Origin of the sequence: Granulicella sp. L60, assembly GCF_009765825.1 — a bacterium.
Taxonomy (GTDB): Bacteria; Acidobacteriota; Terriglobia; order Terriglobales; family Acidobacteriaceae; genus Edaphobacter.
The window spans coordinates 826,307-839,722 of the sequence record NZ_LMUR01000022.1; the positions used below are offsets into that span (position 1 = coordinate 826,307).

Annotated in this window: 10 protein-coding genes, 1 pseudogene and 1 riboswitch; of the genes and pseudogenes, 6 read left to right on the plus strand and 5 right to left on the minus strand. The window is 54.4% G+C overall.

From position 1 onward, the window contains the following. Window positions 1–308: DUF1015 family protein (locus tag GSQ82_RS25315; protein ID WP_254061904.1), on the minus strand; the 308-nt coding region annotated here is incomplete at its 3' end. A gap of 162 nt (window positions 309–470) precedes the next feature. Between GSQ82_RS25315 and GSQ82_RS24390 the strand changes: the two genes are divergently transcribed. Beyond that, window positions 471–1,067 (plus strand): hypothetical protein, encoded by a 597-nt coding sequence (locus GSQ82_RS24390; RefSeq protein WP_158794833.1) that lies wholly within the window; start codon window positions 471–473, stop codon window positions 1,065–1,067. Window positions 1,068–1,649: 582 nt separating this feature from the next. On the opposite strand, the gene GSQ82_RS24395 is transcribed toward GSQ82_RS24390, so the two are convergent. Then, window positions 1,650–3,446 carry a voltage-gated chloride channel family protein gene (locus GSQ82_RS24395; RefSeq protein WP_254061905.1) on the minus strand — a complete coding sequence of 599 codons (1,797 nt, stop codon included), beginning with the start codon at window positions 3,444–3,446 and terminating at the stop codon, window positions 1,650–1,652. Window positions 3,447–3,457: 11 nt separating this feature from the next. Then, a riboswitch (Fluoride riboswitch) is annotated at window positions 3,458–3,526 on the minus strand. Between the two features lie 666 nt (window positions 3,527–4,192). On the opposite strand from GSQ82_RS24395, the gene GSQ82_RS25855 reads away from it, so the two are divergent. From GSQ82_RS25855 to GSQ82_RS24410, 4 genes are all read left to right on the plus strand, one after another. Then, window positions 4,193–4,414 carry a hypothetical protein gene (locus GSQ82_RS25855; RefSeq protein ID WP_158794834.1) on the plus strand — a complete coding sequence of 74 codons (222 nt, stop codon included), beginning with the start codon at window positions 4,193–4,195 and terminating at the stop codon, window positions 4,412–4,414. Between the two features lie 7 nt (window positions 4,415–4,421). Beyond that, on the plus strand, window positions 4,422–4,547 hold the full coding sequence (locus GSQ82_RS25425; RefSeq protein WP_256370117.1) for a hypothetical protein: 126 nt from the start codon (window positions 4,422–4,424) through the stop codon (window positions 4,545–4,547). Window positions 4,548–5,699: 1,152 nt separating this feature from the next. Further along, window positions 5,700–7,337 carry a UvrD-helicase domain-containing protein gene (locus GSQ82_RS24405; RefSeq protein ID WP_254061923.1) on the plus strand — a complete coding sequence of 546 codons (1,638 nt, stop codon included), beginning with the start codon at window positions 5,700–5,702 and terminating at the stop codon, window positions 7,335–7,337. Between the two features lie 679 nt (window positions 7,338–8,016). Next, window positions 8,017–8,256 carry a hypothetical protein gene (locus tag GSQ82_RS24410; protein WP_158794836.1) on the plus strand — a complete coding sequence of 80 codons (240 nt, stop codon included), beginning with the start codon at window positions 8,017–8,019 and terminating at the stop codon, window positions 8,254–8,256. 399 nt (window positions 8,257–8,655) lie between these two features. Here the strand turns inward: GSQ82_RS24410 and GSQ82_RS24415 are convergent, their stop codons facing one another. Together GSQ82_RS24415 and GSQ82_RS25860 are read right to left on the minus strand one after the other, a co-directional pair. Then, the gene (locus GSQ82_RS24415) at window positions 8,656–9,360 is read right to left on the minus strand and encodes a 4'-phosphopantetheinyl transferase (RefSeq protein ID WP_254061906.1); all 705 of its coding nucleotides are present in this window, start codon (window positions 9,358–9,360) and stop codon (window positions 8,656–8,658) included. Between the two features lie 326 nt (window positions 9,361–9,686). Then, window positions 9,687–10,447, minus strand: a pseudogene (locus tag GSQ82_RS25860) (IS5 family transposase). A gap of 505 nt (window positions 10,448–10,952) precedes the next feature. Here GSQ82_RS25860 and GSQ82_RS24430 point away from each other — a divergent pair. Continuing rightward, window positions 10,953–12,824 (plus strand): ABC transporter ATP-binding protein, encoded by a 1,872-nt coding sequence (locus tag GSQ82_RS24430; protein ID WP_158794838.1) that lies wholly within the window; start codon window positions 10,953–10,955, stop codon window positions 12,822–12,824. A gap of 430 nt (window positions 12,825–13,254) precedes the next feature. Here the strand turns inward: GSQ82_RS24430 and GSQ82_RS25865 are convergent. Beyond that, window positions 13,255–13,416, minus strand: a 162-nt coding sequence (locus GSQ82_RS25865) for a phosphopantetheine-binding protein (protein WP_158794929.1), incomplete at its 5' end; no start/stop codon positions are given.

The window sequence follows — 13,416 nt, forward strand, 5'->3', positions numbered from 1 at the left end:
GAGTAGCCGTAGATGGCGGGTTCGGACTCCTCGGCGAGGATGTGGTCTTTGCGCCAGGCGTTGAGGGTCTCGGCTGCGCGGGTGTAGACGTTGTGGGCTTTTTCGCCGACGGGGAGGAACTCCTGGGGCTCGGTGTCGTTGGGCTCGTGCTTGCCGAGGATGACGCGGATGAGGTTGTAGGGGCTGGCCTCGTAGTAACGCTGCTGCATGGCGGGGGTGATCTTGTCGTAGGGCTGAGTGACGACGTCTTCCATACTGACGCGGGCGGGGTCGTAACGGAGGGCGCGGAAGGGATAGATGCGGGCCATGCTGTTCGGTTTCTCCAGACAATTAGATATGAAGTGATTGTACGAGGTGGGATGTGAGGAGAGGGTAAAGGCAAGGTTTCATGATGTGACGGATGATGACATTAGGTAGGGGAGTGCATCCAATCTAAAAGAGTTGCGAGCGAGGCTGTGGGCATGCGAGAGATGTTGGCAAGATGCGTGATGGTGACGGGGCTGGGCGTGGCAGCGATTCTGATGCAGGGATGTAAGCAGAAGGTTGCGCCGGTCTCTGTGCAGCCGGTGGTTCGGACGGTGCCGCGTGCGCCGTTACCGCCGGACTTCGATGCGCCTTTGCCAGCGGAGGATCCGGATACATCACAGTCTGCCGCGGTACATAGACAACGGAGGGCCGCGCCGCAGCCGGTCCAACTGCCTGCGCCTGTGGTTCGTTTCGATGCGGAGGCGGCTGATGCGGTGCAGAGGAGACAGGACGCGAGGTTGTTGCAGCAGCAGGAGGCGGCCTCGCAGGCGCAGCAGAAGGAACTGAATCAGGTAGTGGATCGAAGTGTGAAGGCGCAGCAGCAGATGGAGGCGGAGCCGAGGATTCAGGATGCACCGACGGGAGGCTTTGCTCCGGTACCGGAGGGTCCGCGGATACAGGATGCGCCGGGGCCGGCACAGACGCTGCCGCATCAGCCGGGACAAGAGGAGGAAGATGAGCCTCGCATACAGGATGCTCCGGGACCGGCACAGACGCAGCCCACGCCTCCTCCGTCGCAGCCAGCACCACCGCAGATTTAAATTGGTTGCTTGGATAGGCTTGGATCTTTAAGCAAGAGGCTTCAGTTGCTATGTATCGGTATGTAAGTGTGGGCCTTCATCCTGCTGGTATTGCAGTGTGCGCGTTTGTACGTGGCAGTGATCTATATGCAGCATGGTCGCGCCCTAGTTCGCGTCCAGTGATTTGCCTTCCCACTTGGGCGCGATCCCAAAGCCCGCTATCTCGTTTGCGTCTTTCTTGCATGATTCGCAGTGGGAACAGTGATCCGAGAGTTCTTTCCGGGCTTCGGAGATCAGATTAACCGCGAGTTGCCAACCTTGTATTCTGACGTGGTAGGCAAGCTTGGGGTTCTTCATTCTGGCGTTGGCCTGCCTCAACTGTTGCTCGGCATGGATGCGTCTGTAGCTGAGTTGTCTTCCTAATGGACAAGATACGCGCACCCAATATTAACGATTTGAGTGATCGGTTGGATTTGGTTTTGGCAGTGGATTTTATTCGTGCGCCTTGGCTCAATCCTCTGCGTGGCGGGCTTTTTATTTGAGCTTTTACCATCAAGGCGAGCCTTCAACTGGCGTCATCCTCGCTTGTGATGTTCGCTTGTCTCAGCGGTCCTCTTTCCGTTTGTTTCCGGATGCCTTGAACGCGTCGGTTTGTTCGATCTCCAGGGCCTGTTCCAGCTCTTCGCGGTCGATTGCTGCTTCCATCTCGGCCTCTCTTCCGTGCAGGAAGACAGTTCGGACGTTTTTGAGATGGTCTTGATTGTGCTTGATAAAGGATTCGAGATCTTCCTCGTCTCCGACTAGCTCCAGGCACTGCGGCAGTCTGGCGGGCGGGATTTCTCCTGTGTCCATGACTAGGTCCTGCCCTTTGAGATAGCCGCCGATGACTCGATGCAGAAGAGCCTGTTCGATGCCGTGGTCCTTGGCCTGCTTCAGCAGGTAGGCACCGAGTGTTTGGGGTGCGATTCGTTTCCACCATGAGTCTGCTTGCCGCATCTCCGACGCAGAAAAGTACATTCGCAAGACGCCGAGGTGTTTCATATCGGTTCCTCCCATGTAGCCAAAGTCGTTGATCTCATCGAGTGAGTAGTTCTGGGATGTATCGCGCAGAGTTGCGACGCTCGCCAGAGAGAGGCCCTCTTCCGCAATGTTGGTGAGGTGCTTGCTCTTGCCTACTCTCTGGGCCTGATAGATACCTGCATGGCCGGAGAACAGATAGCTGATGACGCAGGCGATGCCCGCATAGGCACCGGCCTCGGCTCCGAATAGCTCGACGGCCATAAGCGTGGATGCGATCGGGGTGTTGGCCGCGCCTGCGAATACGCCAGCAAATCCCATGGCGGCCAGCAGCGACGGTGGAAGAGGAAGGATGTGTGAGAGTGAGTTGCCGAGTGTGGAACCGATGTAGAAGAGTGGAGTGACCTCACCGCCCTTGAATCCTGTGCCAAGCGTGACAGCCGTGAATATTGCTTTTACCGCGAAGTCGAACGGGGCTACCGTGGAGTTAAAGGACGCGACGATGGTTGGAATACCGAGGCCGAGATATTTGAGGGTTCTCGATGTTCCGATGGCGAAGACGGCGGTGGTTACGATGAGGCCGCCTGCCACCGGACGCAAGGTTGGATTTGCGATGAATCTCCGGCCGGTGTGCGATACCAGGTGCGTCAGCTTCGCGAAGCCCATGGCCACGAGACCGAATGCGATGCCTGCGATCATGGAGTAGATGAGGCCGCTGATGCTCATCCTGGGGACTTCGGAGACTTTGTAGATCGTATGGTGAACGCCCCAGGCGTGCGTTACGATGTCTCCAACAAATGCGGCCAGGATGCACGGTGTGATGGCGTCGTAACTCAGCTTTCCGATGGCCAGGACTTCGAGGCCGAAGATAGCGCCGGCGAGAGGGGTTCCGAAGACAGAGGCAAAGCCCGCGCTTATGCCGGCCATCAGTAGAATGCGGCGGTCGTGCGGGGCGAGGCGAAAGGGTCGAGCCAGTTGATCCGCGAGCGATGCGCCCATCTGTATTGCCGTTCCTTCGCGTCCGGCAGATCCACCGAAGAGATGAGTGACGATCGTCCCGATCAGGACCAGAGGCGTCATTCGAACTGGAATGGTTGAGGTTGGGTCGTGCGTCTCCTCGAGGATCAGATTGTTTCCGGCCTCTATCCTTGAGCCGAACTTCTGATAGAGCAGTCCGACGACCCATCCTGCAGGCGCGAGGAGGAGGATCATCCACGTGTGCTTCTCGCGAATGTCGGTCGCATAGTTGAGTGAGACCAGTAGAAGTGCGGAGGCAGACCCTGCCATGACTCCGACGAGCGCGGAGACTGGAATCCAACGGCCTAGTTCGATGAGGAGATGTAGTTGTTCTGAGAGAGATTTACGGCGCGCTAATGTGGGCAATGGACCTCCTAAGAGATGTAGGAGTCATCAGCGCCGACAAAAGCCGGGCATCGTCGGCGAACTCCATCGCCAAGTTTGTATAGAAAAGATATCAGGGCATTCGATGGAGCGTCAAAGGAGGAGACTCTGAGTCAATAACGCTTGAGATCGCGCAAGAAGGGATCGAAAACGCAATGCGTCGTTGGATTAATGCAGGTCCGTTACGTTATCCATTACATCCCTATGAAAGGGCTGGACTTTATTTTTTCTAAGTTATTGATATTTTGGAGGCGCGGGTCGGGATCGAACCGACGCATAAAGGTTTTGCAGACCTTTGATCATCCGACCTAAGCCTCTATTAATCAGCGGCATATAAGAAAACATGGCCCATTTTGTCCGACTTTTGTCCGCCCCCCGGTAGGGAATCAGATGCGATTGACGCCTAAGTATCTTGAACGACTTCGGGGGAGAGCACCACCGGTCGAACACGGCGAGGGCGACGATGTGGCGGCAGTGGAAACACCACGCCGCCGACGCGAAGGGCTCCTCAGACCGCACTAGTATGGATCCGTACGCACATGGTGTGGCAGGGTCAGCGGACAACCGTTGCCTATACCGAAAGCGGGCTGTAGTCAGCAATCCGGCCTATCGATCCATTCTCATCACTCAATGGGCAATCGCAACGAGGGCCCTTCGCTTGCCATGCATAAGAAGTCAGCCGCGCGCGTGGTAGGGCCTGCCGAAACTTTGTGGTCGCGGGTGCGGTAATGTATGCCATTGTCCATCCGCCGAGCTTTTCCGCACAGGCCGCTGCCCATGAGCGTCCCGAGCTGCGGAAAAGCCCTTTGCGCTGCTCGATGGGGCCCCCATCGGAGACCGTCTTTGCTGCCAACAGAGCGGCACGCACTTTAGGGGTGGAAGTGGGCATGAACCGATTGCAAGCGGAGAGTTTCTCCGGAATCCTGTCTTCCTCGCATCGTGGAATATGAAAGCTCTGTGCAGACAATGCTTCACACCGTTGCGTGCATGTTCTCACCACGTATCGAGTACGTGGCAGCGCATCCCGGCACCTATGCGCTCGATGTTCGAGGGGTGAAGACGTTGTATTGCGATGCGCTGTAGCTAACCGGCAAACTCCGCTGCGCTGTTCGACCGGTCTACGGTTCTGATTCTGCAGGATAGATAAACGAGCAACGGAGCGCAAATACTGATTTCGCCCTATCTACACAAGGCGAGGACAGCTCAATTATGAGCTGCCCCCTCGATAACTTATCGCTGTCACGGCAAAAAGGCACTCGGCGCCGCTATTTGTATCTATCTTGTTTCAAGGCTCAGCTGGGACACGAATGCTGATACGCCATATACCAGACGGCGTCAGATCTCTGGCCTTCAGGCCAGGAGTTATACGGACTTCAATCAAGACAGTTCGCTGGATGAACTGGCGACTTATTATCTTTCGGTCATTTCATCCAGCATCACAATAAAAACCCAAAGCCCTTCGTCTGGCACAAAACCGCAGATCAAATCCTCGACTCTTCGCTCGATTTTGTACGCGTACTTTAGACTCAGGACACTAGTATCGAACCCATCTCGGCGAGCGAAGACAGTTCTGCTAATCCGCCTAGTGCTTCATGGGAATCCATGAATTGGGATTCTACGGTCTGATAGGGTCGCCATGTTCAATTATCCTTTGCATCATGATCGCCCAACGCCACAAACATAATTAGGGTCTGCCTGGAGTGAAGACGATGGACGGTATTCGTGGGCGAGTTGGGTATTTGCTGCACCGGTGCGCTTAGCTCGCTGATGTAACGATTGTGGTGCAAACTTTCAAAAGGGCGTCGGATGGCTTTCGCTCTTGTTTCGCCTGCGGCAATGGATTAAACTGTCATCAGGTGAAGTTATGATTCGTTCCGATCAAGAGCACGAAACAGCGAAGTGCTCGGCCGAAATAACCGAGAAAGCCTTTGCGCAGTCATTAATGCCGAGCGAACCACATCACGTATTCACACGCGAAGTTATTGATCGAACCGTAGGGAAACGGCGGTGCAACCGGCCACACCAGGCAATAACGGTGAAGATTCCTTATGTCGGCCAAACAGATCTCATTTGCTTCTCCTTTGAGCTTGCCCGACCTATCCTTGAAGTTCCTAAGCAAGATCTCCGATCTCTTCTCGAGGTACACCCTGACAAGGTGCGCATCCATTGAGCCAACCAAGCCGGGAAGCGCTGCGGACTGGATCGTCTTCAATCACAGTAGAGAATGTTTTAGACGTGGAGCATCTGAAGCCAATTCGTGAGCAAGAGTATGCGCGCGAACTTTTCCTCAGACGCGAAGGACTAAAGATTGACGCCTACGCGGGCACTGGTAAGACGACAACTTTGCAATTACTGGCTGCAAGTACCAGGGAGCGTGGTCTATATCTGGCTTTTAATCGCAGCATCGCAGCTGAGGCACGGCTGCGTTTTCCTCAGCAGGTTACCTGTGCCACGAGCCACTCGATAGCTTTTCGCAACGTGCGCCGATCGCTGGGATATCCCGAATGGAAACTGACGGGAACACTCACGCCTCATGTTCTTAGCACAGGTTACGGCATGCCAGAGAGCATCACGTTTGATGCTGGCATGAAACTCCCCGGCCGCACCTACAGCGCTTTGCTCCTCGATGCTCTTCGACGTTTTTTGCAAAGCGATGACGACGAGCCAATGGCGAAGCATATGCCACGCTATGGCGCTCTCGGGGCAATCGCGGACGCGCAGTTTTATGCCGTTTGCCAACAATCGCTCCAGCACGTCAAGGGAATTTGGGATGCGATGAAGCATAAGGGCGGCAACTTACCTCTCGGGCACGACGGCTACCTCAAACTGTGGGCGCTCTCGCGGCCGCGAGCTCAAATAGACTATGTGATGGTAGACGAAGCTCAGGATATTAATTCGGTGCTTCTCGGTGTGCTCGCCCGCCTGAACTGTCCTGTGGTGTACGTCGGTGATCCCTATCAGCAGATCTATGATTGGCGTGGCGCAGTCAACGCCATGGAGCAAGTGGAGTCGAAGCATCGCGTGTTGCTCTCGCGATCCTTCCGCTTCGGCGATGCAATCGCGACGGCTGCGACCATCGTGCTTAAGACATTGGGAGCAAAGGAGCCCCTTCGGGGGAGCGTCTCCCTCTCTTCACACCTGACGCGTGTAAGACCGGACGCCATCCTGACGCGGAGCAATGCTGGCGTCATGGGCAGCGTTTTCACATGCCTTCGGCGAGGTGTTACCTGTCATGTCCTAGGCGGAACCCAGGAACTCGAAAGAGTATTGCGCGATGCGGAACGCGTAAAGCAAGGAAGTGCTGGGCAGTCTCCGGAACTCCTCGGTTTTAGTACTTGGAGAGATGTGATGGCGTTCAGCGGAAAACCTGAAGGCGAATCTCTCCGAAGTCTTGTCATGATGGTGCAGGAGTATGGAGAAGGAACGATACTTCGCGCGTTGGCTCAATGTGAGCGGGACGAGAATAATGCGCAAGTTGTGTGTTCCACCGCGCACAGGGCCAAGGGGCGTGAGTGGGACTACGTCAGGGTCGACCCGGACTTCGATTCTGGGTTCGTTCGCGCTTCGAAGGCTCCCTCCCTCAGAAGCTCCAGAGATCAACAAACATCGTTCGAAGCAGAGGCGAGGCTGCTCTACGTCGCGATGACACGGGCCAGGCGGGCAGTGCATTTGCCCGTTACAGTGATGCATCGCTTTGGTCTGAAATCGACGACAGACAAGGTACTCGGGAACACAGCCCCAAAGGAGTCGCAGCCTGAGATGATAGAAGTTGTGCCTTCGGCGGAAAAAACCTCGGAGGTGGTATCGCCGTATCATTCACCTCGAAGCGGGGAGTCGAAGGAGATGTCCGAGTTGCGCAGATATCTGCGCTGATGAGATACGTTGGAGCTTCACCTAAAAAGAAATGTTATTTCGTTGCTCGATTTCATTGTGGTCCATTGTGCTTAGGCGTATATAACCGACCTGTCCATCCTTCGCTTACCGGAGCTTGACTTTTAGAGCCGTCACTTTCTCCACCAAAGATCCAGATCGGGTTTTAAAGCGGCAAATGAAGCTTTGGATTTTGATCGATCCAAAGAGGAGTGCCCGGGCACAATGGCTGCGTTAGCAATTCGATATTTCGCGGGGTCATATTGCATCTGCCAGTCCATAGCAGGAACAAACGCCTTCTGCCGCTTTAATTTCTGCCACATCTAAATAGATATGCGTTATGAAAGGGAGACTTTCGAAGCTTGCAGAATGACGCGTCTCCATTCTTCTTGGCTCGGCGTGCAATTGAAGATCGCCGATATGAATCGCCTTGAATCCAGCTCTCGGAGAAGTTCAGCAGTAGCTGGACTAGCCCTTGAGAATTGAAGACGCTCGCGCTTATGTTCTGACTGAAGGCGCAGTTCTTCAATACGGCCCAGTTGCTGTCGCGCTTCAGAAACAGCGCGCCTCATTGTTTGCAGCGATGTACTATCTTCAGATACGTTGAGTGAATTGATCAGTGAGTAAATAGCCGTGGGGCTATTTATACTGATTATTCCATTGCATATTAGGAGCGGTACCGATGAGCGAAGATCTGCAGGCAGAAGTAGAAAGATTGCGAGCTGAAAACGAGAAGCTTAAAAATAAGGGCGTTCGAGGACTAAGTATGAAGGTGAGCGAAAAGGGTGCGGTATCGCTTTATGGGATAGGAAGGTTTCCAGTAACTTTATACAAAGAGCAGTGGGTCAAAATTCTAAACATGGCTGTCGAAATTAAAGCATTTATTCGGGAAAACGACCATTTGCTAAAAGCCAAAGAGTAATCTGGGGGAAGCCGCGCACACTTAACTCTGGGGCATCCTCAACTTCATCAAACGAGATGCTGATGGGGTTAGAAAATGAGAAAATGGGTGTCGATAATAGGGAGGGAGACTGGAAAGATATAAGCCAGCGCTGGCAGTCAAAATGCCATAGGGTTGGCTGATGAATAGCTGGGACAATCATGTTTTTTGCTGATCCGTATTGTTTCAGCTCGCCACAATATATTGCGCTTGGTTGTGGTTTGCAGTTTGGGTAGGTCGTTCGCGGCCCAGTATCTGCTTATAGGGCGTGCAATTGTCCGGCTCCAATACCACTATGTTTGAAAAGCGATCATCGGGACTACGCAATGCACTGGCGCGATCTAGTTTGCTGACAATCGGACAGCGTCAGACGTGTTGTCATCATGCCTTCTCCGTAGCTCGGCCGTTTGTCGGAATGCAAATGCAACTCAAAATAAGATCATCTTGCATCAGATATCTACCATCGATCACAGTGTTGTTGAACGGGGTGTCGGTTATACGCGCCAGCAGCTCGACTTTGAAAGTGCGCTCTTGCGGATTAATTAAGATTCTCGCATCCTTGAAATCTAACCAACGGTTAGCTATCGGAAACCACGCCTTGTAGACGCTTTCCTTGATGCTAAAAAGAAGCTTGTCCCAATGTACATCTCCTGCAGGAAGTTGTTGGAGTAATATGATCTCGTCCCAAAGAGCTATGCTACCAAGAACTTCTTCAGGGAGTTTTTCATTAGGTTCCGCATCAATTCCTATACTCATAAATCTGTCCCTAGATGCTATGGCCGCTGCGCAGTAGCCATTGCAATGAGTGATACTACCTACGATATCCTCTGGCCACAAGGGTTCTCTTGATTGTCCTGGCAGGATCGATTTTCCTCGGATATTTAAGTAGGCCAGTGCCTCGCGGCCGCATGCTCGACCGGCGGCGAATTCACTCCGCCGCTTTTCAACGACGGATCCCAGAGCTAACTCCTCCTCGGGAGAGAGCGCACCTGAGAGTATTCCGATCTGTTCGACAGCAAAGACATCTTCGGGGAGTATCTGGTGCAATAGTGCTACATTTGCTAATTTGAACGAATTGCCCAGCACACTTTTCCTCAAGCCTCAAGGGCACACTCATGGGAGTGTAGCTCAAGTGAGTGGAAAGTAACAAACCGGATTTTCGTTCTTAGTGCTCATTCAGCTGCTTCATGCCGTTTGTCAGCTGGTCAAAAGGCGAACATTTGCTATGGGAGCAAACACGGTCGACAAGGATCAATTCCGTATCAGAGGGCGCAGCAAGGAATAATCGATCGCCTACTCGAACTCAGTGTTCATCGAGTCTCGCAGTGCCCGTCGATACCGCAGGAGTGAAACCGACCTGCTTACGGAAAGCCAGGGGGGTGTTGCATTAACTCCCCTTGGGCGCAGTTTGGCTAGGCTGTATCGACATATAGCTGTAGGTGTAGCCACGAGCATGCGAGTGCGACGAGGGCATTGAAGTTCTGTTTGAGTTTTTCGTAGCGTGTGGCGAATCGGCGGAAGTATTTGAGTATGGAGAAGCATCGTTCGATGCGATTGCGCTTTCGATAGAGTTCTTTGTCGTGGGTTCGTTGTTGTTTGCGGTTGGATTTGGAAGGTACGACTGCGACCGCTCCCATGGCCTCGATGTGATCGAGGATGGCCTGACTGTCGTATCCCCTGTCGGCCAGCACCCACTCGGCCTGTCGCTCGCCGAGCAGTTTGATGGCCTGGGTGCAGTCGTTGACCTGACCGCCGATCACCAGAAAGTCCACGGGCAGGCCCATTTCGTTGGCCAGCAGATTGATCTTCGTTGTCAGGCCTCCTCGGGAGCGCCCCAGAGCCTTGTCCGCGCCTCTTTTTGCGGCCCGTCGCCGCCTGCTGGTGGGCGCTCACGATCGTCGAATCGATCATCAGGTACAGGTTTTTTGCGATCGGCCACCAGGTCGCGAAAGACCTTGTCTCACACTCCACTTGCCGCCCAGCGGCTGGACCGCTTGTGAACGCTCTTGTACTTGCCGTAGCGCTCGGGAAGATCATGCCAATGAGCGCCGGAGCGCAGAACCCAGAGCACCCCGTTGATAAAAACGCGGGTGTCCGCAGACGTACGGCCTACCGTTTCTATCTTCACAAAGGCAGGATCAGTGACGAAGCTAAACGAAATGTAAAGTCTCATTCTGATGTGGCGTCAGATCCCCTCCAAACGGGGACTTTCACTCTTCTCCATCGCAAATCGTTTGGAGGACATTATCCTCGAGCCGAGGACGCTTGGCGACCAAAATGGGGCAGAATAGAGCCTGCGTATCTATCTGATAAATAGAGAGTTGTAACGAGAGGGCAAGACCGATGACATGTGGTGGAATTTGCATGAAAGACTTCGCAGAAATCTCCTCCAAACTTGCCTTGGCGCACACGGAAAGGCGATCGACTTAGGAGGATATCTATGCCCTGAGATTGGTCTCGTTGAGAAAAGCTGGCGCCTCGAGCGCAATCGCTTCCTGCCCGACAAGACCTTCGAAGATTGTCCTCAGCTCGAAGGGACTTTTATTGTGCGCTCAACTACGCATGCATTACTCGAAACTGGGTTCTACGAAGGCTTGCCGGTTCAGTCGATTCTTGTGGGTGAGCGGATACACTAACGCAGATGGGGCGAAATCTGCAGGCGACAGGAGGGATACTCGATGGGCGGGATGGCAGGCGCAGTTCGTTCCTTGGGGCAGGATTCATCCGTAATCAAACAGAAGGTCAAGCCCGGCACGGCGAGGCGGACGCTGCGGTATGCCATCCCGTACTCAGGACTCCTCGCACTACTTCTTGTGGTCGTGGTCGCCGACGCGGCAATCGGTGTTGTCAATCCTCTGATCTATCGCCGCATCATCAATAACGGAATCCTCCAGGGAAATTCGGGCCTGATTATCCATCTGGCCATCCTTGCGGCCCTGCTGGGACTCTCTGGTAGCGTGCTGGGCATGGCGCAAACGTATTTGTCGTCAAGAGTCAGCGCAGAAATCGTGCTCTCCCTCCGCACGCGTTTGTTCGAACACATCCAGCAAATGCCGCTGGCCTTCTTCACGCGCGCACAAACCGGCGCGCTCGTGAGTCGACTGAATAATGACGTGACCGGCGCACGCATCGCGTTCACGGATATTCTGTCGGACGTTGTGGGCAATGTAATTACAGTTGCCCTGATTCTGGGTGCGATGTTTGTTCTGTCGTGGCGCATCACGCTGGCGGCGCTAGTGCTGCTTCCACTTTTCGTTTTCCCAGCTCGCTTCTGGGGCCGCAAGTTGCAAGGGATTACGCGGGAGAGCTATGACCTGACTTCCACCATGAACAACCTCATGGTGGAACGTTTCAACGTGGCGGGCGCACTTTTGGCAAAACTTTTTGGACGCAGCCAGGAGGAGAGCAAGTCGTTCAAGGAGAAGGCTGCCCGCGTTTCGGACATCGGCGTAAAACAGGCTTTCTATGCCCGCCTGTTTCTCACCGCCTTGCTTGCCATGGCAACGTTTGCAAGCGCGCTCGCTTATGGCTGGGGAGGTGTGCTGGCCGTAAGGCACCTGATGGACGTGGGGACAGTAGTTGCCTTGGTCTCTTACCTGTCTCATCTCTACGGTCCGCTGCTCGGCTTGTCGAACGTGCAGGTCAGCATCATGACGGCACTGGTCTCGTTCGAGCGCGTCTTCGAATTGCTCGACCTTCCGCCCATGATCCGCGAGAAGCCGCAGGCTGTGGACATACCGGCCGGCCCCGCCCGCATCACGTTCGATCAGGTATCGTTCCGCTATCCGTCTGCGCCCGAAGTGTCGCTGGCCTCGCTTGAGTCGATCGCAATTCCTGACAAGCGGACGAACAGCACGGTGCTCGAGAACATTAGCTTCGCCGTAGAGCCCGGCAGTCTCGTGGCCGTGGTAGGCCCATCCGGCGCAGGAAAGACCACCCTGACCCAACTGGTGCCACGCCTCTACGACGTTCACAGTGGATCCATCCAAATCAACGGAATTGACGTTCGCGACGCTACGCTCAATTCTTTGCGTGACCGCATTGGCGTAGTCACCCAGGACGCGCACCTGTTCCACGACACCATTCGCACCAACCTCCTTTATGCGATGCCGACCGCTACGGATGAGCAAATGCGGAATGCGCTCTGCGATGCTCAGATCCTGGATCTGATCGACTCGCTTCCAGACAAACTAGACACGCTGGTCGGCGAGCGAGGCTACCGTTTCTCCGGTGGAGAGAAGCAGCGCATCGCTATCGCTCGTCTGCTTCTGAAGGCTCCCAATATCGTGATCCTCGACGAGGCGACGGCCCATCTGGATTCTGAATCAGAAGCGGCCGTTCAGCGGGCACTGGAGAAAGCCCTCGTTGGACGAACTTCCATCGTCATCGCGCATCGGCTTTCCACCATTCTCAAGGCAGATGAGATTCTCGTCGTGCAGAGTGGGACGATTGTCCAACGTGGCACGCATGCCGAGTTGGCAGCACAGCAGGGCATCTATGCGGAGTTGTATCAGCGACAACTCTCAACGTCGGATGTTGCCGGACGATGAGCGGCAGAGAACGAAATACCTGTCACTGAGGAACTCATCCCGCCATCGACTTCAGAGCCGAGTATGTGCAGCGTCATCTCTCCCTACCATTTTTCCACACGAGTGGAATCGCGCGAGATGACTGGATTGAGGAGGTTCTTGGTGTGACAATACTCCGCGTCCAAATCATCGCGTCTGGGGGATTTTGATTTAGATAACGGTGTTGTCTAGAGTTCATCTTGCGTCCTCAATATCCATGCGATAGCCTCGGTTGGCCCTGAGCTGGAAGCTGGTTTGTCATTACGAATTCTTGACTTTTCGGTCGGTAATCTCTCCGAAAGTCTGGACGTCTTCCGTCGTGCGGAGAAAGCGCAATTAAAGATTCGAGAAAGCACGCCTTTGAAAACAAGCTGCCAGAGTAGTTGATGTGGGGAAAGTGACCACGCCTATATCAAGTTAGCCATCGGGCAAGGTGAACGATATCTTGAGCTTCGAATAGCCACTGGATGGGGACCTCTAACTCCAGCCGAGCACGGATCCTGTTGACCACGCGAACGGCCAGGAGGGAGTGTCCTCCGAGTTCAAAGAAGTTGTCGTGGCGTCCGACGCGTTC